Consider the following 21898-nt stretch of genomic DNA (forward strand, 5'->3'; position numbering starts at 1 on the left):
TTAAGCTCTCCTTAACCGGCGCAGCGCAGGGTGATGAATGCAAAGTTAACTCTGGCGGAGGCGCCGATGCGCCCGGACGACATACCGCTTCTGGCCATGCTGCGTGACACGATGGGCTATCACGGCGCCCGTCAGCGTGTGATCGCAGAGAATGTGGCCAACGCCAATACGCCCGGTTACACGCCCAACGACATCCCGCGCAGCGAGTTCGAGCGGGTGCTGGCGGGGCAACAGGCCCAGGGCGCGACCGGCCTGCGCACGACCCATGCGCAGCATTATGGCGGAGACCAGGGCGGAGGCGGTTCCGCCCAGTTCAAGACCGAGCGCGCGCCGGACAGCGAAACCACCGCCAACGGCAACTCGGTCGTGATTGAAGAGCAGATGGTGGACGCCAACGAGAACCGGATGCGGTTCGAGACGGCGCTCAGCCTCTACCAGAAAAGCCTGAACATGATCCGCATGGCGAGCCGCTCGCCGGGTCAGTGATCCTAAGCAACGCCAGAAAGGCAAACGGCTATGGTTGATCGCGTTTCTGAAACCCTGCAGATCTCTGCAGCAGGCCTGCGGGCGCAATCCTCGCGCATGCGGGTCATCGCCGAGAACGTGGCGAATGCGGAATCGACCGCGCAAACGCCCGAAGCAGACCCGTATCAGCGCCAGATCCCGGTGTTTGAATCCGAGTTCGACCGTCAGGTGGGCACCGAGCTGGTGCGCATGAACGATGTCACGCTCGATGACTCTGATTTTCGCATGGTCTACGAGCCGGGCCACCCGGCTGCGGACGGCGAGGGATATGTGAAATATCCCAATGTCTCTTCCCTGGTCGAGCTGATGGACATGCGCGACGCACAGCGGTCCTACGAAGCGAATCTGACCATGGTGGAAGGCACGCGTCGCATGCTCGAGCGGACGCTCGACCTGCTGCGTCGCTAAACACCGGATCTTTCCGGCTCTAGAAAGGGGCTGACCCATGGATCTCGCCGCCATACGCGCCTATACCGCCGCCGCCCAACAGGCGGCCGGCGTTCAACCCTCCGCCGAGACCAATCCCGTCGCCAGCCCGGAAGGCGGCGATTTCGGGGATATGGTCATGAATGCGGTGGAGTCGGTTCAGCAGACCCTGCAGCAGTCCGAGACCCTGACCTCCCAGGCCGCCACCGGACAAGCCGAGCTTGTGGATGTGGTGACCGCGGTCGCTGCCGCTGAGGTTCAGCTTGAAAGCGTGGTCGCCGTTCGTGACCAGGTGATACGCGCCTATCAGGAAATCCTGCGCATGCCGATCTAGGGCAGGGCCGCTTGAGACTTTCTGACCTGAGGGTCGACGAAAAAAAGCCCCCGGAGCCTGGCTCCGGGGGCTTCTTGTTGGCGGTTGACCGCGGTTTAGAACGTGGCGTTCACGCCGGCGAAGAAGAAACGACCCCGCGGCCCGGCCGGACGCGACAAGGTGCCCAGATAAGGCTCTTCGTCAAACGCGTTGTTGATGCCGCCATAGACTTCAAGCTTGTCGGTGAAGAGATAGCCGACCGAGAAGTCATGGACCCAGGACGACCCGGTGTGAGTCCGGTCCACGAAATCAGGGTCATTGGCGATATCCTCAAGGCCAAGGCCCGGCAGCAGCTGGTCGCCCTCAAAGCGCGCGCCCCAGCCCAGCGACAGATTGCCGATCATCCAGTCTGCGTTGAGGTTGAAGATCCAGTCCGGGCGCGTGAACGTGCCCTGCACATCTGTGATTTCATCGGGCGAGGAAACGTCACGGGTTTCATCGTTCTTGATGAAATGTGTGCCCAGCGTTGAAAGGGTGATTTCACCCGGATCCTCGAACGGCAGGAAGCTGGGCGCATCAAAGCTGTAATCCACACGCCAGTCTACGCCACTGACCTCCACGGCGGCGAGGTTGATGATGCCAGCGCGGAAATCGGTGATGAATCCGTTGACGGGATCACGATCCACAGCGGCGCAGAACTGGTTGTTGATGGTCGGTGCATCCACGCAGTTTGATGCAATGTCGAAGCCGGACAGGCTGTCGATCAGGCCGTCAATCTGGATATCGTAATAATCCAGCGTAACGATGAGGCCATCAAGGAAACCGCTGAATTCACCCTCGGGACGCCATACAGCGCCCAAGGTGAGGGTTTCCGCTTCTTCAGGGTCGAGATTGGGATTGCCGCCCGTCGTGCCCGAAACAAAGGCGGACAGGAACTGGGTGGAATCATAGGTGCCGTTAGCAACCGCATCGCCAATGAGAGCGATACAGTTGGCTTCCCGGAATTCCGACCCCGCATTGATGAAGTTCTGGTTGCACGGGTCATCGTCGGCCCCAAGCGAAGCGGCGAAAGTCGGCGCAAAGGCTTCACCGATATTGGGCACCCGAACAGCTTGTGAGTAAGTGCCGCGCAAGGTCAGCGTATCGACCGGCATCCAGCGAGCACCAACGGTCCAGGTATCGGTCTCGCCGAACGGATCGTAATCCGAGTAGCGATACGCACCTGTCAGTTCCAGATCTTCGATGAATGGCAAGTCTGACAGGACGGGCACCAGCAATTCACCGAAGAATTCGCTGACTTCATAGCTGCCCGAGGACGGGTTGGTGGGGCCGGAACGTGAGTCCAGCGTGCCGAAAGTCAGACCGGCGGCCGAGTAGTTGTCAGGCCGGAAAGAGCTCGATTCCTTACGCCATTCGTAACCCGCAGCGAAGCTGACTGGGCCGGCAGGCAGGTTCAGGAAGGCGGAGGTGTCGCCGGCAATGCTAGCGACAATATTCTCTTGTTCGATCTCGTTCTGGGATGTGGCGGGCTGATAAATAAAGTCCGCGCCTTCCTGGGAGATGGAGTTCGGCCCGAAAATGCTGATCGGCACACACTGACCGTCGCCGGCGTTGAACGTGTTGAAACCGAAATTGCTGTTAGCGGCCGGGAAGGGCGAGGTGGGCGGCACGGCTGTCGGATCCAGATCCGAGCGGCAGACGACCTCTCCCGTTGCGGGGTCAACCACAGCATCAATGGCGGCGAAGTAACGATCTTCAAGCCGGACGCGTGAGGTGATGTCAGCGTCCGTGCGGCCATAATTGTAGCTGATGGAGTAATCGAGACCCAGTTGTGGAATGAAGCCTTCAAAGCCGGTTACGATACGGAACATCTTGCGTTCAGCGACCGGGTTCGACCGTGCTGTCGTATCCAGGACGTCACGGGAGACAACCAGGTTGACCGGCACGCCTTCGCTTTGCAGCTGGCTGATCTGAGCGGACAACGCGGCCGGGATATAGGGGTTGTCCAGTGAGATCGGGATGTCATCGTTAAAGCCGTTGACCTGGTTGCTTTCCGTGGTCTCGGTGAAAACGTATTTGGCGTTTGCAAAGAACTGGATGTTGTCGGTGAGGTCATATTCCATCACCGTCTGGAACAGGGTCCGTTCGGTTTCCGGCAGGATCAGCTCGTCATCAGGCTCCGCCGGAACACCGTCGCCGCCGCTTGCGTTAAACGCAGTGATAAACACATCGCCCGGATTATAAGGGCGTAGGGTTGTGCCATCGAAATACTGACAGGTCGGAACGTTTTGAGATCCCAGCGGGAAGTCGCAGCCCGGCACACCGCCAGACAAGGCGGCGTCCAGGAAGGCGCTGCCGGAAAGAGAGATGACGCCGCCGCCTGAGGAGATCGGCAAGCGGAAATCGGGGACCCAGGTATTGGCGAAGCGCGGGTCCACGCCGAAAGCGTCCACAGTTGCCTGATTGTTGGGCACAAAGCTGAACAAACCGGAGCCGGCGAAGTCACGATCTCCGGCAAAGATCGCTTCAGTGGTCTGATATTCCCCGGCGAAGACTATGGAGCCGCGACCATCGGCGGTCTCAAAGCCGTTAGCGACGGACACGAAGAATTCTTCGGCGTCGCTTTCATCTGAAATGCCAGCCTGCGTGCGCACTTCCAGGCCGTCAAACGAGCTGCCATCCCGCAAAATGAAGTTCACAACCCCCGATACGGCGTCTGCGCCGTAAACGGCCGATGCGCCACCAGTCAGAACTTCCGTCCGGGCCAGCAAGCCGGTTGAAATGGTGTTCACATCGACCGAAGCGGTGCCCTCAATCGCTGAGACATGGCGCCGACCATCCTCGATTACCAGGGTTCGAACAGTGCCCAGATTGCGCAGGTTCAGAAGGCTCGCGCCCAGCGGTGTGCCATTGAAGGCAGAGAAGCTTCCCGGCAAAGACGCCTGAAGCTGCGGGGATTCACGCAACAGAGCGCCGATATCCAGCTGGCCTGAAGTGCGGATGTCGTCGCCGCCCAGCGCGACGACCGGGCTGGGCGCATCCAGCGTGTTGTCGGTCTGGATCCGAGAGCCGGTCACAACAATCGTATCAGTTGATGAGCGCGTTTCGGCCGATTCCTCATCTGATTGCGCGTAGGCGGGCGCTCCCATGAGCACGCCCAGTGAAGCGCCAGCGAGGGCGAAAGCGCGCAGCCCGAGTGTTTTGGTAGTCTTTGTCATGCTGTTCCCCATCTGAGCCCGGTTCCATTGAACTTCAGGCGAAAATTAAAATTTGGTCAGGTTGGGGTTTGGGGGGCAACCGGAAATTTGTCCGTATGTATAGAAATATACGTCATGCTCGAGTTTGTGGCGCCCTTGCTCGCAAAGCGAACATGAAAAACCCCGCAAGGCTGCAGTCCTTGCGGGGCTTCACGTGTGAAAACGGGCAGGTTTGAGGGGGCTAACCCGCCTTCACGCTGTCGATCCAGGCGTTCACGCGCTCTTCCAGCATGGGAAGCGGCAGCGGACCGGCAGTCAGAACCGCATCATGAAAACCGCCCCAGGTGAAATCGTCGCCGAGTTCGTCCTGAGCGCGGAAGAGCAGATCCTGGATGAACATCATACCGGTCTTGTAGGATACCGCCTGGCCCGGCCAGACGATGTAACGCTCGACTTCAGGCGTAATGTCACCTTCCGTCATTGGCGTGTTTTCCAGCATGTAGTCAATGGCTTGCTCGCGGGTCCACTGATAATGGTGGATACCGGTATCCACCACCAGGCGCACGGCGCGGAAGACTTCGTAGGAGAGACGGCCGAAGTCCGAATACGGATCTTCGTAAAAGCCCATCTCCTTGCCCAGCCACTCGGTGTAGAGCGCCCAGCCCTCGCCATAGGCGGAGTTCCAGGCGAAGCGCTGGAACATCGGCACGTTTTCCAGTTCCTGGGTGAGTGCGATCTGGAAGTGGTGGCCCGGCGCGCCTTCGTGCAGGGACAGGCTTTCCAGCAGGTAGGTCGGATTGTCCTGCATCTGGGACAGGTTGACGTAGTAATAGCCCGGGCGGGAGCCATCGAGCGCAGGCTGGTTGTAGAACGCGCCGGTGGCGGTGGCTTCGCGCCAGGGTTCGACCGCACGCACTTCCAGCTCGGCTTCGGGCAGGGTGTCGAAATAGGCCGGTGCGACCTCCATCACGTCCGCGATCACCGCGGTGGCGCGATCAAGATATTCCTGGCGGCCTTCGGGCGTGTTGGGCAGCTGGAATTGCTCGGCGGTGCGCATATAGGCGAAGAAGTCCTGCAAGGAGCCTTCAAAACCCACCTCAGCCATGATCTCGCGCATTTCGCCATGAATGCGTTCGACTTCCGACAGGCCCCGTTCGTGGATCTGCTCGGCGGTCATCTCCGGGATGGTCGTGAACTGGGCCAGGGAGGCGGCGTAGGCGGCTTCGCCATTGGGCAGTTTCCACACGCCGGCGCGATCATCAGAGATCGCTTCCATGCGGTCGAGCGCCGCCATGTAGCGCTCCATCGCCGGCACATAGACGTTCAAAAGGGCGTCTTCGGCGGCCATGATCAGCTCGGCCTTGGCCGCGTCATCAATATCCAGCGCATCCACCTTGGACTTGAAGTCCGCAAACAGGGCGCTGTCCTCTTCACCTTCCTGGAACGGCGCGCCGGTCAGCTGGGACTGGGCGGCGGCGGTCAGGCGCGGATAGGCGAAGAGCGGCAGGGTAACGCCGTTCTCGGCGCGTTCCTCGGCCTGTGCGCTCAGGGTGTCGATGACCGTGCCGATGCCTTCAAGCCGCGACACATAGGCCTGGGCGTGTTCGGGCGCGTCCACACGGTGATTGTTGATCAGGAAGGTGGTCAGGCTCGAAACGGCGTCTCCCATGGGCGAGAAGACATAACGGCTGTCGCGCACTTCGAATTGGCGGGCGTCGTTTTCCGCAATCTGGATCGCGAAATCATAAGAGACCTTGCCCGCATCGGTGAGGGCGTCCCGGTCAAACTCGGCCTGCATCTGTTCGGTGCGACGCTGACCGCGTTCGTAATTCTCGATCTGGGCGGCTTCGGACATGTCATCCCATTGGCCGTAAGCCTCGGTGTCGGCGATCATGCCCAGATAGGTCTGGGTTTGCGGCGAACGCGACACCTCGTCCATGAACGCTTCCTGGAAGAAGGCGTACAGGCGTTCGGTTTCGGTCTGCTCAGCCTCGGCCTGGACGGATGTTGCATGGGTCGCGGCGGCGCTGACGGACATATGGGCGCCGTCATGCGCAACAGCGCCGGCGGTCATGAGCGCTGCGGTGGCTGCGCTGCAAAGAAGCATCTTGATCATGTGTTGGTCTCCCCTTTGGCGGTCACAGCCGCTCATCGCGCGACATGCTGCACCTTTGAGAGCGCTGCGCCAATCTGAGCGAACATGACAAATTCTTTAGCCGGGCCAGCATTTCACACTTACGGCCTTACGCTTTGCGCTCGAGACCAGAATCCGTGCATGAGTATCAGACCAGTGGGCGCGCATCAGAAGGAAGCGCATCATGACGGCGGGCGAAGTCCTTGATATCGGCGCAGAAGCGATCTGGGTCATGCTGGGCATGGCGGCGCCCGTCATGTTGATCGGGCTGGCCGTCGGCGTCTTGATCGCCCTGTTTCAGGCCCTGACGCAAGTACAGGAGATGACGCTGGTCTTCGTGCCGAAAATCATCGTGATCTTTCTGGCGCTGTTGATCTTCCTGCCCATGATGGGCGCGCTCCTGAACGGCTTCATGCAAACCATCGCCGACCGAATCGTCGCAGGCTGACGGCCATGTTGGCCGGTTTCGACCTTTCCCTGACCATTTTCGCCGCCGCGATGGTCTTCGCGCGCATGGGCGGCATCCTCATGCTGATGCCGGGGATTGGCGAAACCTCGATCCCGGTGCGCTTGCGCCTGGCGTTTGCGCTGGCCTTTTCCTTCGTGATCGGGCCCATCGTGGCGCCGTCCCTGCCGGCGCCGCCGGAAACGCTCGCCGGCATCGGCATCATCGTCGGGCTTGAAACCCTGATCGGGGTGATGATCGGCGCCGCGTCGCGCATATTGCTGACGGCGGGTGCGATCGCCGGCCAGATCATCGGCTATCAGACCGGCCTGGCCATGGCGCAATCCTTTGACCCGGCCCAGGGGCAGGCGGGCGTGCTGCCGGCCCAGTTCCTGAACCTCATTTTCATCGTCATCGTCCTCGTTACGCCCCTGCATCAGGAAATGCTGCTGGCGGCGGCCGGCTCATACGAGCTGATGCCGGCGGGCGAACCGCCCATGTGGGGGGATGCGGCCTATTGGGCGCTCGACCTGTTCATCGACGCCTTCATCATCGGGGTGCAGATCGCGAGCCCGCTGATCGTGTTCGGCCTCGTCTTCTATCTGGGGCTCGGCGTGCTTTCGCGCCTGATGCCGCAGGCGCAGATCTTCTTTATCGCCATGCCGCTCAACATCCTGATCGGCTTTTCCATCATGGCCATGTCGCTGGGCGCCATGGTGATGCTCTGGGCGGACCGGTATGAACGGTTCGCCTCGACTCTGAACTGAGGCGAGCGCGATGGCGGAAGGCGAAGACAAGTCAGAAAAGACAGAAGAGCCGACAGACCGCAAACTCCGGCAGGCGCGGGAAGAAGGCGACGTTCCCAAATCCCAGGAAGTGTCCGGCTGGTTCACTCTGGCCGCGGGGCTCGCCATGCTGGCCTTTCTGGCGCCGGGCATGTCGCGCAGCCTCGCCGAGATGCTGCAGGTGTTCCTGGCGCAGCCCCATGAGCTGGCGGTGGACCCCACGGGGGCGCTGACCCTGGTGGCGGCGACGGCCATGCGACTGGTCATGGTGGTGGGGCTGGCTTTCGTCATGCTCCTGATCGCGGCGATCTTCGGCAACATCGTCCAGACGGGGGTGATGTTCACGCCCAAGAAGATCGCGCCCAAGATCGACAAGCTTGATCCGATCAAGGGCGTCACGCGCATGTTCGGCCCCGAGGGCTGGATGAATTTCTTCAAGGGCGTGGGCAAGATGACCATTGTCGGGCTCGCCATTGCGGCGGTGCTCTGGCCCCGGCGCAATGAATTGGCCGTGCTGCCTGGCGTCGCGCCGGTGGGCATCTTGCAGGAAGTCTATTCCGCCGCCATCCAGCTGATGATCGCGGCGCTCATCGCCTACACCGTCATCGCGGTTCTCGATTTCCTGTTTCAGCGCAAGCAGTACATCGACCGCAACAAGATGAGCCGGAAGGAAATCCGCGATGAGATGAAGGACACCGAAGGCGACCCCATGATCCGCGCCAAGCTGCGCCAGATCCGGCAGGAGCGGGCGCAGCGCCGGATGATGGCGCGGGTTCCGGACGCTGCAGTGGTGATCACCAACCCGACGCACTATGCCGTGGCGCTGGAATATGAGCAGGGGCGCACGCCCGCGCCGATCTGTATTGCGAAAGGCACCGACGAGGTCGCCCTGCGCATCCGGGCGCTGGCCGAGGAACACGATATCCCGATCGTCGAGGACCCGCCGCTGGCGCGCGGTCTGTTCGCCAGCGTGGAGCTTGAAGAGGTCATCCCCGCCGAACATTTCACTGCTGTCGCCAAGGTTATCGGTTATGTTCTCATGCTGGCGGGCAAGGGACCGAAATCCTGAGCGCGCGAGTGAAAATGCGCAGGACGGTCATTTCCGCCACTCACGCTGAAGTATGGTTAACTTTAACCTGTGATGCTGCGCGCTCGAATCGTGGACTCGCCACCGCGCCGATCCCGGCCTGAACTCATCGGAGCCTGTCATGTCAGACCTCCCGCTTTCTGCGCACCGCGCGCCTTCCGCAGCAAATCCGGCGCCCGATGGCGCGCCTGCTTCCGAAACAGACGCTGCGCAGGCTGAAAGCCCGCTGACACGGCCCTTGACCCGACTCATTTTCTGGACGGCCAGCCTGGGGGCGCTGATTGCAGCGGCGGTCGCGATTTTCGCCGGGGCAGGCGCCGGCTGGAACGGAGTCATCCTTCTGTCGGGCATCGCTTCTGTGGCCTTGTTGTTGATGTACGCGCTGGCGGCGGGCGAGACCGCCGGACGCTCACTCATCGAAAGCGGTGAACGCAAGCGCGCCAATGCGGGCCAGGCGGCGCACGCCATGGCGGTCTGGCCGGACCCGGTGCTTATCACCGACCCGCAAGGGCGCGTGTCCTGGGCCAATGCGGCTTACGTGAAACTCGCCGAAACGCTGTCCGGCGCAACAGGCAAGGGCGCGCCGGCCGCGCCCGAATGCCTGTTCAGCGGCGCCGGCGCCGGGGCGATCTATCGGTTGAACCGCGCCGCAGGCGCGGGCCTAGCCGCGCGCGAAGTGGTGGGTCGCATCCCGCTGGGCGGCGGCGAAAGCGTGGTCTATGCCGCCGATGTCTCCGTGCTTGATGATGGCGGCGTCCTGTGGCGCTTTTCCGAACTGCGCGATGAGGGCCCGTTCGAGCCCGAAGACACGCCCGACTGGGCCGATCACGCGCCGGCCGGTCTGTTCAGCGCCGATGCGGAAGGGCGCATCCTGGCCGCGAACGCCACCCTGCGCCGCTGGCTCGGCGTCAGTGAAGAGGCTGCGCTCAAGCTTCAGGACATCACCTCGGGCGACACTGCCGCAGCCTTTGCGCAATCGCGCGGCGCGGAAGGCGTGATGCGTCTGGATGCCCGGCTCAAGCACGCCGATGGCGAAGAAAGCCCGGTGGTCATCTGCGTGAGTTGGAACGAGGACCGTCCCGCCAAGGCGCGGGCGGTGGTCTATGAACTGTCTGCGACCGGTGCGCCGCCGGCGGTTGCTGGCCCGGCCTCTGTTCAGGACGCCTCACCGGTCGGCACGGCGCTCGCCGGCGGCTCGTTTGATGAAATGTTCGCCACCGCACCGTTCGGCGTGGCGCGGCTCGATGACGCCGATCCCGCCGTGGCGGTGGTCGAGGACGCCAACCCTGCGCTGTTGAAGCTGTCCGGCGGCGCGGCCGTGCCGGGCGCCGCGTTTGAATCCCTGTTCGAGATTGGCGGAGATGGTCGCATCGACAATGTGCTGGGCTCTGCGCTCGCGGGTCGGGGCGAGCCCAGCGAGGTGCGCCTGAAGGCCGGCGAGGATGGCGAGCGCGCGGTCCAGGTCTTCCTGTCGCCCTCACGCGAGGGCAAGCGCGTCGCCTATGTGGTCGACATTTCGTCCTGGAAAGCGCTGGAGCAACAGGTCGCCCAGGCAGGCAAGATGCAGGCTGTGGGCCAGCTCGCCAGCGGCGTGGCGCATGATTTCAACAACATGCTCACCGCCATTCGCCTCAATGTGGGCGAGCTTCTGAACCGCCACCCGGTGGGCGATCCCTCCTATCAGGACCTTCAGCAGATCAATTCCACAGTGACGCGCCAGGCGGGCCTGGTGCGCAAGCTGCTGGCCTTCTCGCGCAAACAGACCTTCCGCAATACCGTCTTTGATATTTCCGACGTGCTGTCGGATTGCTCGATCATGCTAGGGCAGATTCTCGAAGAGACCGTGCGTCTGGACATCAAGCATGGCCGGGATCTGCCGTTGGTGCGCGCAGACCGCAACCAGATCGACAACATTCTCGTCAATCTCGCCACCAATGCGCGCGACGCCATGAAATCACAGGGCGGCGGCGTTCTGACCATCACCACCGAGGCGGTCAGCGCGGCGGATGTGGCCCGCGCCGGGGCGCCCAATCCCAAGGATGGCGACTGGGCCGCGATCCATGTGTCCGACACCGGCACCGGCATGGATGAGGCGACGCTGAAGAAGATCTTCGAGCCCTTCTTCACCACCAAGGAGGCCGGCCAGGGCACCGGGCTGGGCCTCGCCACCGTCTATGGCGTGGTCAAGCAATCGGGCGGCTTCCTGTTTGTGGATTCCGAGCTGGGGCAGGGCACCACCTTCCATATCTATCTGCCCGGCCATGTGCCGAGCGAAGAGGAAGAGACCGAGCTGGCGCGGGAAGAGGCTGCCAAGACCGCCGAACCCGAACCCTCCGATCTCGCCGGCAAGGGGCGGATCCTGTTCGTCGAGGACGAGGATGCCGTGCGCGCCATCGCCGCCAAGACGCTCGTGCGTCGCGGCTATGAGGTCGTGGAGGCCTGTGATGGCGAGGAAGCGCTGGAGATTCTCGAGGAGGAGCCGGAAAGCTTCGACCTTCTGATTTCCGACGTGGTGATGCCGGGGCTGGATGGCCCGGGCCTGCTCAAGCAAGGGCGTCATCTGCTGGGCAATGCGCGAATCGTCTTCATTTCCGGCTACGCCAAGGAAGAGTTCTCCGACACCTTGTCGGACGATCTCGAGATTTCCTTCCTGCCCAAGCCGTTTGATATCCAGCAGCTTGCAGAACGGGTGAAAGAGGAGCTTGCGGCGCGCCAGCGCGCCTAAGGCTCTGATTGCATTCACAAGGCATGGCTTGCCCGCGTCGGCCATAAATGTTCTGCTTGCGTTCCGGGAACAAAATAAGTACGGTCGCCTTCATTGCTCGACTCGGTCGGGCGTGAAATAAGGAGGGCCGACCTGATGGCACAGTCAAATCTGCGCGTGGTGAAAGACGGCGACATGGATAAACAAAAAGCGCTTGAAGCGGCCCTGACTCAAATCGATCGCGCCTTCGGCAAAGGCTCGGTGATGAAGCTGGGCGCCAAGCCGAACCAGGACATTCAGGCGATCTCCACCGGCTCTCTGGGCCTGGACATCGCATTGGGCGTGGGCGGTCTGCCCAAGGGCCGGATCGTGGAAATCTACGGCCCGGAAAGCTCGGGCAAGACAACGCTCGCCCTGCACACCGTGGCGGAATGCCAGAAGGGCGGCGGCACCGCGGCCTTTGTGGACGCCGAGCACGCGCTCGACCCGGTCTATGCCCGCAAGCTGGGCGTGGATGTGGGCGAGCTCCTGGTGTCCCAGCCTGACGCGGGCGAACAGGCGCTTGAAATCGCCGATACCCTGGTGCGTTCGGGCGCCATTGACGTGCTGGTGATCGACTCCGTGGCCGCGCTGACCCCGCGCGCCGAACTGGAAGGCGATATGGGCGATTCCCTGCCCGGTCTTCAGGCGCGTCTGATGAGCCAGGCGCTGCGCAAGCTGACCGCCTCGATCTCCAAGTCCAACTGCCTGGTGATCTTCATCAACCAGATCCGCATGAAGATCGGCGTGATGTTCGGCTCGCCCGAGACCACCACCGGCGGCAATGCGCTGAAATTCTACTCTTCGGTGCGTCTTGATATCCGCCGCATCGGCGCGATCAAGAACCGCGACGAGGTGATCGGCAACCAGACCCGGGTCAAGGTCGTGAAGAACAAGGTCGCGCCGCCCTTCCGCGAGGTGGAGTTCGACATTCTTTATGGCGAGGGCATCTCCAAGACCGGCGAACTGCTCGATCTCGGCGTGAAGGGCAATATCATCGAGAAATCGGGCTCGTGGTATTCCCATGACTCCGAACGGATCGGCCAGGGCCGCGAGAATGCGCGCCAGTTCCTGCTCGACAATCCCCAGATCGCCGACAAGATCGAAGCCCAGGTGCGCAAGAATGCCGGCCTGATCGCTGACGAATTGCTGGTGGGTCCGGGCGAGGATGATGATCTGGACGACGAAGCCACCGGCTAGGCTGCGTTGAAACTGCCGCATCACCCCTGATTTCGGTGATGAATCTACAACGGGCGCTTGGCTTGACCGGGCGCCCGTTCGTATATGGGGGTGAACCGACTTTCAAAGGCCGCCGCGTGAGCGCGCGGCCTTCCTCTCAAACGCCGCGCGCCAGCGCCCGGAGTGCCCCACATGACCGCCTTGCGCGATATCCGAAGCCAGTTCCTCGATTTCTTCGCCAAAGAAGGCCATGAGATCGTCCAGTCCGCGCCTCTGGTGCCGCAGGATGATCCCACCTTGCTGTTCGTGAACGCGGGCATGGTGCCGTTCAAGAATGTCTTCACCGGCGCCGAGCGTCGCGACTATGTGCGCGCGACCACGTCGCAGAAATGCGTGCGGGCGGGCGGCAAGCACAATGACCTTGATAATGTGGGCTATACGGCGCGCCACCACACCTTCTTTGAAATGCTGGGGAATTTCTCCTTTGGCGACTATTTCAAGGAAAACGCGATCGAGTTCGCCTGGAAAATGGTCACCCAGGAATTCGCCCTGCCCAAGGACAAGCTGCTGGTCACGGTCTATTCCGAGGATGACGAGGCGGCGGCGCTGTGGCGCAAGATCGCCGGGCTTTCCGATGACAAGATCATCCGCATTTCCACCTCGGACAATTTCTGGTCCATGGGCGATACCGGTCCGTGTGGTCCGTGCTCAGAAATCTTCTTTGATCACGGCCCGGATATCTGGGGCGGCCCTCCGGGCACGCCGGAAGAGGATGGCGACCGGTTCATCGAGATCTGGAATCTCGTCTTCATGCAGTACGAGCAGCAGGCGGGTGGTGAGCGTATCAATCTGCCCAAGCCCTCCATCGATACCGGCATGGGTCTGGAGCGGATCGCGGCCGTGCTGCAAGGCGTGCACAACAACTATGATGTCGACCTGTTCAAGACGCTGATCAACGCGTCCGAAGACGCGCTGAAGGTGAAGGCCGAGGGTGATGCGCTGGCGAGCCACCGGGTGATCGCCGACCATATGCGCTCGTCATCGTTCCTGATTGCTGACGGCGTCACCCCCTCCAATGAGGGTCGGGGCTATGTGCTGCGCCGGATCATGCGCCGCGCCATGCGCCATGCGCACCTTCTGGGCGCCAATGAGCCGGTTCTGTACGGCCTGGCGAAAACCCTGTCGGACGAGATGGGCGAAGCCTTCCCCGAGCTGCCGCGCGCCCTGCCGGTGATCGAGGAAACCCTGCGGGGTGAGGAAGAGCGCTTCCAGCGCACGCTGGGCCGCGGCCTGACCCTGCTCGATGAAGCCACCGCCAATCTCAAGGAAGGCGATGCGCTGCCGGGTGAAACCGCGTTCAAGCTCTATGACACCTATGGCTTCCCGCTCGATCTGACCGAGGATGCGCTGCGCACCCGCGGGCTCAATGTGGACCATGCCGGGTTTGACGCCGCCATGGAGCGCCAACGCGCGGATGCGCGCGCCAGCTGGACCGGCTCGGGGCAGGCGGCGCCCGAAGCGCTCTGGTTTGAGGTGCGGGACCGTCTCGGCGCGACCGATTTCACCGGCTATCAGTCCCATGACGGGCAGTCCGAGCTCACCGCCATCGTCGCCGAGGGCGCTGAGCAATCTGAACTGTCCGCTGGCGCGGGCGCCGAGCTGATCTTCAAGTCCACGCCGTTTTATGCCGAAGGCGGCGGTCAGATCGGCGATGCGGGCGTCATCACCTTTGACAATGGCGCCGTGTTCACGGTCAACGATGTCCAGAAACGCGCCGGCGAGATCTACGCCCATATCGGTGTGCTCGAGAGCGGCGCCATCAAGATCGGCGACGCCGCCAGCCTGAAGGTGAATGCGGAACGCCGCACCAAGGTGCGCGCCAATCACTCCGCCACGCACCTGCTGCATGCCGCTTTGCGCGATGTACTGGGCCCGCACGTCACCCAGAAGGGCTCCTATGTGGGCCCCGATAGGCTGCGGTTCGACTTCTCCCATGCCAAGGCGCTGACGGAGGCGGAAACCGCCGCCATCGAGGCGCAGGTCAATGCGGTGATCCGGCAGAATGCGGCGGCGAAGATTGCTGAAATGTCGCCGGAAAAGGCGATTGAGGCCGGCGCGCTGGCTCTGTTCGGTGAAAAGTATGGCGAGAGCGTGCGCGTGCTGGCCATGGGCGAGTCCCTCAAGGACGACGACAAGGCCTATTCGGTCGAGCTGTGCGGCGGCATCCATGTGGACCGCACAGGCGATATCGCCCTGTTCAAGATCATTGGTGAAAGCTCTGCTGCTGCAGGCGTTCGCCGCCTGGAAGCCGTGACCGGTGAAGCCGCCCGTCAATGGCTTGAAACCGAAGCGAACAAGGCCAAAGACGCCGCCGCGGCGCTCAAGGTGCCGACTGTCGAGCTAGTCGAGCGCATCGAAGGCCTGCAGGCCGAGCGCAAGATGCTCGAACGCCAACTGGCCGAAGCCAAGAAGCAACTCGCCATGGGCGGGGGCGGCGGCGCGGCGCCGGCGGGCCCGGAAGAGATCAACGGGATCAAGCTGATTGCGCGCGTCGTCGAAGGTGTTGGCGGCAAGGATTTGCGCGGTCTTGTGGACGAGGCGCGCAAGCAGATGGGTTCGGGCGTGGCCGCGTTCGTCGGCGTCAATGAGGGCAAGGCGGCGCTCGCCGTGGGCCTGACCGAGGATCTGACAGGCTCGATGAGCGCGGTCGATTTCGTGCGCGCCGGCTCCGCTGCCGTGGGCGGCAAGGGCGGCGGCGGTCGTCCCGACTTTGCCCAGGCTGGCGGGCCGGATGGCGACAAGGCCGAAGACGCGTTGGACGCCATTCGTCAGGTTCTGGCGGGCTGATGGTCAAGCGAGCCAAACCCGGCGCGGTTGTTCAGCTGACAGGTGACAAGGCGGCGGCGAAACAGATCGCCGCCGCCCGCACCGCGTTCAATCAGGCGCTGAGCGATCGCGATTACAGCGGCATCGAAGCGGCCTTGTGCGAAGATTGCACGCTGGTGCCCGGCGATGACGCCGAGCTGATGGCGGGGCGTTCGGCCCAGCTTGATGCCTGGCGCTCCATTATCGGTCAGGCGCCCGATGTCAGCTATGTGCGCACGCCCATGCGGATTGATGTGGGCGAGGACGGTTTGCTCGCCGCCGAGACGGGTCGCTGGAAAGGCCAATGGTCCGCTCACGGCGTCGCTGTGCGCTATTCGGGGCGCTATTTCGCCAAATGGCGTCTGGACGGGGATGGCTGGCGTATCGCGTCGGAAGTCTTCGTGACGCTGAAGCGGGGATAAATACAGCCCCGCCGTCACAGCCGGACAGGCTGATCCGTCAGATCTTCCAGCAAAGGGAGACTGACATGTTTTCACGACTGACCGTATACGCCTGCGCCCTGATCCTGATTGCGCTCGGGCTGGCCATGCTGCTGGACGGCGCGCTCTGGTACGCGCTTACCCCTGGCGTCATCGCGACGGGACCATACAACCCGCATTTCGTTGCCGATATCGGATTTGCGTTTCTGGCGTCGGGCATGGTGCTGGGCATCGGCGCCTGGATGGGCCATCGCGCCTTGATGCTGGCCGGGATCAGCTGGCCTGCGCTTCATGCGGGGCTTCATGTGTTCGGACTGGTCACCATGGGCCCTGCCAGTACAGCCGCGCTCTGGGCCGAGCTCCTGGGGGTGATTGCGCCTGTCATCGCGGCCGGCATCGCCCTCTTTCGTGTGCCGGCTTTCAGCCCGGGCTTTGGCGGACGAACCCTGCAGCACAGGCTGACGGAACAGTTTGAACGTCAATGGTCCTACGACGCCAGCTATCTGCACGAGATTTCCGAAATGGCGCCGGACACCCTGGTGCGATTTCAGACCTTCCAGGGGCTTGCAGCTTATCAGGGCGCGGCGCCGTCGCTTCTGCTGGCGGGCGCGACGCTGGGCGCAATGCTGGAAGAAGATTGTGGTCCCTGCGCCCAACTGACTGTGGACATGGTGCTGGCCCGGGGCGTCAGTCCGTCAGTCGTGCGCGCGCTCATTGATGGCGATCACGAGAACACCGAGCCGAGTGCGGTACTGGGGTTTCGCTTTGCACAGGCGCTGATGCAGGGAAATGAGGCTCTTCCGGAATTACGACATGCCATTACTCGGCAATACGGCAAGAGCGCTGTTTTGGCGGCGGCCTATGCGGTGCTGGTCGCGCGGAGTTATCCTCTGCTCAAGCGCGCGCTTGGTCATGGACAGGCATGCCTGCGTCTGAGCGTGGATGGTGAAACTCTCAATGTGAAACCCTCATGAGCCAGAATACGTCCGTTTCTGTCTTTGAAGCGCAGCGCCCCGCGCTTGTGGCGCTGGCCTATCGGATGCTGGGCGAGCGCGCGCTTGCAGAGGATGTCGTCCAGGAGGCCTGGTTGCGCTGGCGCACGGTCGAGGTGGAGGACCTCGACCAGCCCGCCGCCTGGTTGCGGACCGTGACGACGCGCCTTGCGATTGATGCCTTGCGGCGCGCGCGATCGCGTCGTGAAGCCTATATCGGTCCCTGGTTGCCCGAGCCCTTGATGGAAGATCCGGCCAGCGACTTCACCGCGCGGCTGGAAACCGTCCAGCAGGCCGAGCTTGCGCTTGTCTGGGTGATGGAGTTCCTGACGCCGGACGAACGCGCCGCCTTTGTCCTGCACGACACCTTCGAAGAGCCCTATTCGGCGATCGCAAGCGTGCTGGACAAGAGCGAGGCGGCCTGCCGCAAGCTTGTCAGCCGGGCGCGCGCCAAGACCGGCGCTGCGCCCATGCAGATCGGCGCCTCGCGTGAGGTAGTGATGGGCTTACTGGACAGGCTGATGCAGGCGAGTGCTACCGGTGACCTTGCAGTGATCCGTGATGTGCTGGCCGAGGATGTGGTGGCCATCTCTGATGGTGGGGGCAAGGCGCGCGCCGCGCTACGACCACTCTATGGCGCGGATGAAACCGCCCAGGTCATGCATGCGCTTGCGACCCGCAAGCAAATCGGCGCCGCGCCGGTATGGGTCAGCGTCAATGGCGCGCCGGCCATCGCCATTCTGGAGGGCGGTTCGCTGGACCATATTACCACCCTGGCGCCGTCACGGACTGATCCTGCGCGCATTGGCTGGCTCTACACCATGCGCAATCCGGACAAGCTGCCCGTGCGGGCTGCTGACTAGCGCCGGGGCGCTTTCGTCGCAGTCTTTTCGTACCCTGCGTTCATAAAGCGTCTGGATTTTCCCGTTTAAGGTTAACCTCAAGGCCAAATCGGGCGAACAGGGGCGCATTATGGAACACGGACACGGCTATGAAATCTGGTTGAAGGATGCGGTGGTCTTTCTGATCGCCGCCGGCGTCGTGGTGCCGCTCTTCCGCCTGTTCAAGCTCAGCTCCGTGCTCGGTTTCCTGATCGCCGGGCTGGCCTTGGGGCCGTTCGCTCTGGGCGGTCTTGCGGAGCGCTTCACCGTGCTCGAATGGGTGACCATTTCAGAGCCGGAGGCCGCCAAGCCCTTCGCCGAACTGGGCGTGCTCTTCCTTCTGTTTCTGCTGGGGCTCGAGCTGTCCTTCAAACGGCTCTGGCAATTGCGCCGCGCTGTCTTCGGCGCAGGCGGGCTTCAGGCTTTTGGCAGCGCGGCTGTCTTGGGCGTGGCCTGTTTTCTGATCGGTCAGACAGCGCCCACAGCATTGGTCATCGGTCTGGCGCTGGCCCTGTCTTCTACAGCGATCGTCATGCAGATCATGGCTGAAGAGCGTCGTACGGCGGCGCCCGTGGGGCGCGCCTCCCTCGCCGTGCTCCTGATGCAGGACATTCTGGTCGCCCCGATTCTGATCCTTGTAGGGTTTCTGACCCGGGATGCGGGCGCGGATATTGGCGCAGCGCTGTTGAGCGCCCTGTTCCAGGGTTTGCTGGCGCTGGCCTGGATCTTGTTGCTGGGGCGTCTGGTGCTGCGCCCGGTGTTCCGTCTGGTCGCCAAGGCGGGCGGCCGGGACTTGTTGATGGCGCTGACCCTGGCCGTGGTGGTGGGCGCCTCCATGCTGACGGCGGGCGCCGGATTGTCGCTGGCGCTGGGGGCGTTTCTGGCTGGGTTGATGCTGGGCGAGACTGAATTCAAGCATCAGGCCGAGATTGATCTTGAGCCCTTCAAGGGGCTGCTTCTGGGCGTTTTCTTCATGACCGTCGGCATGGGGCTCGACCTCGGCGCGGTCTGGCAGAATGGCGCCGTGGTGCTTGCCGGGCTTGTCGTGATGCTGCTCGTCAAGGCCGCGCTGGTCTATCTGGCGTGCCGCCTGTTTGCGGGCGACCATCGTCTGTCGCTGGAAGCTGCGTTCCTGCTCGCGCCGGCGGGCGAGTTCGCCTTCGTCGTGCTGGCCGCGGCGAGCAGCGGGGATGTCATTCCCGCCGAGGTCTCGACCCTGGTCGCCGCGATAGCGGGGCTGTCCATGCTGATGACCCCGGCGCTCGCCGCCATCGGGCGCAAGCTCGCCGCCGAGCCCGATGACACCACCGGGCAGGGGGAGTTGCCCGCGGACCTGGTGGAAATGGAAGGTCATGTGATCATCGCAGGCTTTGGCCGGGTCGGCCGCACCATGGCGCGGGTGCTGGAAACCGAGAATGTGTCCCTGATCGGTCTGGACATGAATACCCAGAAAGTCGCCGATGGCCGCAAGGAAGGCTGGCCGGTCTATTACGGCGACGCCGGTCGGGAGGAGTTTCTCGAACGGGCGGGCGCGGCCCGGGCGGACATGTTCGTGGTGACCGTCGACAATCCCCAGAAGGCGTCCGACATGGTGCGCGTTGCGCGCAAGCTGCGCCCTGACGCCCTGATCCTCGCCCGTGCGCGCGACCGGCGTCACGCGCGTGAACTGGAAGCGGCGGGCGCCAGCCATGTCACGCTGGAAACCGCCGAAGCGGCCTTGCAGCTGGCGGGACGCGCGCTGGAGGATATGGGGCTGACCGCGGATACGGTGCGCGACCGGCTCGCCGCCGAGCGCGAGGATGTCTACGCCTCGGAGACGGCCTGATGAGCGAACCCGTCAGTTTTCAGGGAGTGGCGAGCGATGCGCTGGTCTTCTGGGAGCGTGGACGCGTCTTCTACAACCTGCTCCTGCTTGTTGCGGTGGTCGCCGTGCAGGGGCTCGATGTCATGCACTGGAACGCGGACGGCCTGAGCCTGCCCGAGCTGATCGTCATGGCGATGGGCGCCAATGTGCTCTATTGCGCCGGCTACCCGGCAGACCTTCTGGTACAGATGTCGCGATTTCGCGCCCCGTGGCGGCATGGCCGCTGGTTGCTCTGGGCGCTGGGAACCGGGTTCGCGCTGATGCTGGCCTTGATGATCCTGCTCGCGCAGCAGCCCGAAGGCCTCTCTAGCTAGTTCTGGCTGTCATCCAGTATGTCGCTGGGGCGACGTCCTGCGAGGTCTTCGGGCACGCCCATGGCGCGATCGCGGGCATAGCGATCCTCGAACTCTTCACGGCGTCGCTGGGCTTCTTCCGCCGCTTCATAGCGCTCGTTCCGGGCGTCCGCCATAGTGCGGTCGATGCACACATCCCGCGCTGCCTTGTCGCTGATCTCACGACACTCGCTATAGGCGGCGCGTCGGTCATAGGTGTCCACGGACACGCAGGCGCCCAGGGCGAGCGGGAGGGTGAGACTGGCGAGGAGAACGGTGCGAGCGGCCATGGAACACTCCTGTCGATTAAAGTCAGACTTTAACATGTGGGGCCCGGACTCTGGCGAATTAATTCTTGTTCAGCTCACCTGCGGTAACAAAAAAGGCCGGGCGATCGCCCGGCCTTTTCCATTCAATATGTGAGAGGCGAAGCGCCCTACACCTTGTCTTTCATGACTTCGGCGAAACGCTCGGCCACGGTGTCCAGGAAGCCCTCGGTGGACAGCCAGCCTTGCTGGTCGCCGACCAGAAGCGCCAGGTCCTTGGTCATGTAACCGGCTTCCACCGTCTTGATGATGGTGTCTTCCAGGCTCTCGGCGAAGGCTTCGACCTGCTCGTTGCCGTCCATCTTGCCGCGATATTTCAGACCGCGGGTCCAGGCGAAGATCGAGGCGATGGAGTTGGTAGAGGTCTTCTCGCCGCGCTGGTGCTGGCGATAGTGACGGGTCACGGTGCCGTGGGCGGCTTCCGCTTCCACGGTTTTTCCATCCGGCGTCATCAGCACGGAGGTCATCAGGCCCAGAGAGCCGAAGCCCTGCGCCACGGTGTCGGACTGCACGTCGCCATCATAGTTCTTGCAGGCCCACACAAAGCCGCCGGACCATTTCATGGCGGCCGCCACCATGTCGTCGATCAGGCGGTGCTCATAGCTGATGCCCAGCTTTTCGAACTCGGCCTTGAACTCGCTGTCATAGATTTCCTGGAAGATATCTTTGAAGCGGCCGTCATAGGCTTTCATGATGGTGTTCTTGGTGGACAGGTAGACCGGCCATTTGCGGTCGAGGCCGTAGCGCAGCGAGGCGCGGGCGAAGTCCTTGATGGACTCGTCCAGGTTATACATGCCCATGGCGACGCCGGCGCTCGGGAAGTCATAGACCTCGTGCGTGATCGGCTCGCCGCCGTCGGACGGGGTGTAGGTCATGGTCAGCTTGCCCGGACCCGGCACTTTCATGTCGGTGGCGCGATACTGGTCGCCGAAGGCGTGACGGCCGATGACGATCGGCTTGGTCCAGCCCGGCACAAGCCGCGGCACATTCTTGATCACGATCGGCTCGCGGAAGACCACGCCGCCCAGAACGTTGCGGATGGTGCCGTTCGGGGACCGCCACATCTTCTTGAGGTCGAATTCCTCGACGCGGGCTTCGTCGGGGGTGATGGTGGCGCATTTCACGCCGACACCGTAATGCTTGATGGCCTCGGCGGCCTCTACGGTGATCTTGTCGTCTGTCTCATCGCGCTTCTGCACCGACAGGTCATAATATTTCAGGTCGATGTCCAGATAGGGCAGGATCAGCTTTTCCTTGATCAGCGCCCAGATGATGCGGGTCATCTCGTCGCCGTCGAGTTCGACGACCGGATTGTCGACTTTGATCTTGGCCATGAAGCGTGTCTTCCATGTTCTGTGGGCATG

General features: G+C 62.8%; 18 protein-coding genes. 14 read left to right on the top strand and 4 right to left on the bottom strand.

The window, feature by feature from the left end; genetic code table 11:
* The first annotated feature begins 66 nt into the window (after nucleotides 1-66).
* Genes RBA95_RS10185 through fliE form a run of 3 tightly spaced genes read left to right on the top strand, consistent with a single transcriptional unit; the run spans nucleotide 67 to nucleotide 1285 of the window.
* Nucleotides 67-486, top strand: a complete 420-nt coding sequence (locus RBA95_RS10185) for a flagellar basal body protein (RefSeq protein WP_306016744.1) — start codon at nucleotides 67-69, stop codon at nucleotides 484-486.
* Nucleotides 487-516: 30 nt separating this feature from the next.
* Nucleotides 517-933 (top strand): flagellar basal body rod protein FlgC, encoded by a 417-nt coding sequence (gene flgC / locus RBA95_RS10190; protein ID WP_306016745.1) that lies wholly within the window; start codon nucleotides 517-519, stop codon nucleotides 931-933.
* Between the two features lie 37 nt (nucleotides 934-970).
* Nucleotides 971-1285, top strand: a complete 315-nt coding sequence (gene fliE / locus RBA95_RS10195; protein WP_306016746.1) for a flagellar hook-basal body complex protein FliE — start codon at nucleotides 971-973, stop codon at nucleotides 1283-1285.
* A gap of 95 nt (nucleotides 1286-1380) precedes the next feature.
* Here fliE and RBA95_RS10200 read toward each other — a convergent pair whose 3' ends face one another.
* Nucleotides 1381-4482, bottom strand: a complete 3102-nt coding sequence (locus RBA95_RS10200; RefSeq protein WP_306016747.1) for a TonB-dependent receptor domain-containing protein — start codon at nucleotides 4480-4482, stop codon at nucleotides 1381-1383.
* A gap of 220 nt (nucleotides 4483-4702) precedes the next feature.
* Nucleotides 4703-6577, bottom strand: coding sequence for a DUF885 family protein (locus RBA95_RS10205; protein WP_306016748.1), 1875 nt, complete (start codon nucleotides 6575-6577; stop codon nucleotides 4703-4705).
* A 202-nt stretch (nucleotides 6578-6779) separates the two neighbouring features.
* Here RBA95_RS10205 and fliQ point away from each other — a divergent pair, with 202 nt between their 5' ends.
* From fliQ to RBA95_RS10260, 11 genes are all read left to right on the top strand, one after another.
* Nucleotides 6780-7043, top strand: coding sequence for a flagellar biosynthesis protein FliQ (gene fliQ, locus RBA95_RS10210; protein ID WP_009801362.1), 264 nt, complete (start codon nucleotides 6780-6782; stop codon nucleotides 7041-7043).
* A gap of 5 nt (nucleotides 7044-7048) precedes the next feature.
* Nucleotides 7049-7807 carry a flagellar biosynthetic protein FliR gene (gene fliR / locus RBA95_RS10215; RefSeq protein ID WP_306016749.1) on the top strand — a complete coding sequence of 253 codons (759 nt, stop codon included), beginning with the start codon at nucleotides 7049-7051 and terminating at the stop codon, nucleotides 7805-7807.
* A 10-nt stretch (nucleotides 7808-7817) separates the two neighbouring features.
* On the top strand, nucleotides 7818-8894 hold the full coding sequence (flhB, locus tag RBA95_RS10220) for a flagellar biosynthesis protein FlhB (protein WP_306016750.1): 1077 nt from the start codon (nucleotides 7818-7820) through the stop codon (nucleotides 8892-8894).
* A 256-nt stretch (nucleotides 8895-9150) separates the two neighbouring features.
* Nucleotides 9151-11637, top strand: a complete 2487-nt coding sequence (locus tag RBA95_RS10225) for a PAS domain-containing sensor histidine kinase (protein ID WP_306016751.1) — start codon at nucleotides 9151-9153, stop codon at nucleotides 11635-11637.
* 135 nt (nucleotides 11638-11772) lie between these two features.
* Nucleotides 11773-12855, top strand: a complete 1083-nt coding sequence (gene recA / locus RBA95_RS10230) for a recombinase RecA (protein WP_371933604.1) — start codon at nucleotides 11773-11775, stop codon at nucleotides 12853-12855.
* A 171-nt stretch (nucleotides 12856-13026) separates the two neighbouring features.
* A complete protein-coding gene (alaS, locus tag RBA95_RS10235; RefSeq protein WP_306016753.1) occupies nucleotides 13027-15681 on the top strand; it encodes an alanine--tRNA ligase in 2655 nt (884 codons plus the stop codon).
* A complete protein-coding gene (locus RBA95_RS10240; protein ID WP_306016754.1) occupies nucleotides 15681-16121 on the top strand; it encodes a nuclear transport factor 2 family protein in 441 nt (146 codons plus the stop codon). Before alaS ends, RBA95_RS10240 begins: the two co-directional genes overlap by 1 nt.
* 65 nt (nucleotides 16122-16186) lie before the next feature.
* The gene (locus RBA95_RS10245; RefSeq protein WP_306016755.1) at nucleotides 16187-17113 is read left to right on the top strand and encodes a hypothetical protein; all 927 of its coding nucleotides are present in this window, start codon (nucleotides 16187-16189) and stop codon (nucleotides 17111-17113) included.
* Nucleotides 17110-17994: an RNA polymerase sigma factor SigJ gene (gene sigJ / locus RBA95_RS10250; protein WP_306016756.1), complete on the top strand. Its 885-nt coding sequence runs from the start codon at nucleotides 17110-17112 to the stop codon at nucleotides 17992-17994. Before RBA95_RS10245 ends, sigJ begins: the two co-directional genes overlap by 4 nt.
* A gap of 109 nt (nucleotides 17995-18103) precedes the next feature.
* Complete coding sequence (locus RBA95_RS10255) at nucleotides 18104-19837, top strand: cation:proton antiporter (protein ID WP_306016757.1); 1734 nt, start codon at nucleotides 18104-18106, stop codon at nucleotides 19835-19837.
* Entirely contained in the window at nucleotides 19837-20190 is a 354-nt protein-coding gene (locus tag RBA95_RS10260) for a hypothetical protein (protein WP_306016758.1), read from the top strand. Before RBA95_RS10255 ends, RBA95_RS10260 begins: the two co-directional genes overlap by 1 nt.
* Here the strand turns inward: RBA95_RS10260 and RBA95_RS10265 are convergent.
* Both RBA95_RS10265 and RBA95_RS10270 read right to left on the bottom strand, forming a co-directional pair.
* On the bottom strand, nucleotides 20187-20498 hold the full coding sequence (locus RBA95_RS10265) for a hypothetical protein (protein ID WP_306016759.1): 312 nt from the start codon (nucleotides 20496-20498) through the stop codon (nucleotides 20187-20189). The genes RBA95_RS10260 and RBA95_RS10265 overlap by 4 nt on opposite strands.
* Before the next feature lie 146 nt (nucleotides 20499-20644).
* Complete coding sequence (locus tag RBA95_RS10270) at nucleotides 20645-21868, bottom strand: NADP-dependent isocitrate dehydrogenase (RefSeq protein ID WP_306016760.1); 1224 nt, start codon at nucleotides 21866-21868, stop codon at nucleotides 20645-20647.
* Nucleotides 21869-21898 lie beyond the last annotated feature (30 nt).

The sequence above is a fragment of the Oceanicaulis sp. MMSF_3324 genome (assembly GCF_030733545.1).
Lineage (GTDB): Bacteria > Pseudomonadota > Alphaproteobacteria > Caulobacterales > Maricaulaceae > Oceanicaulis.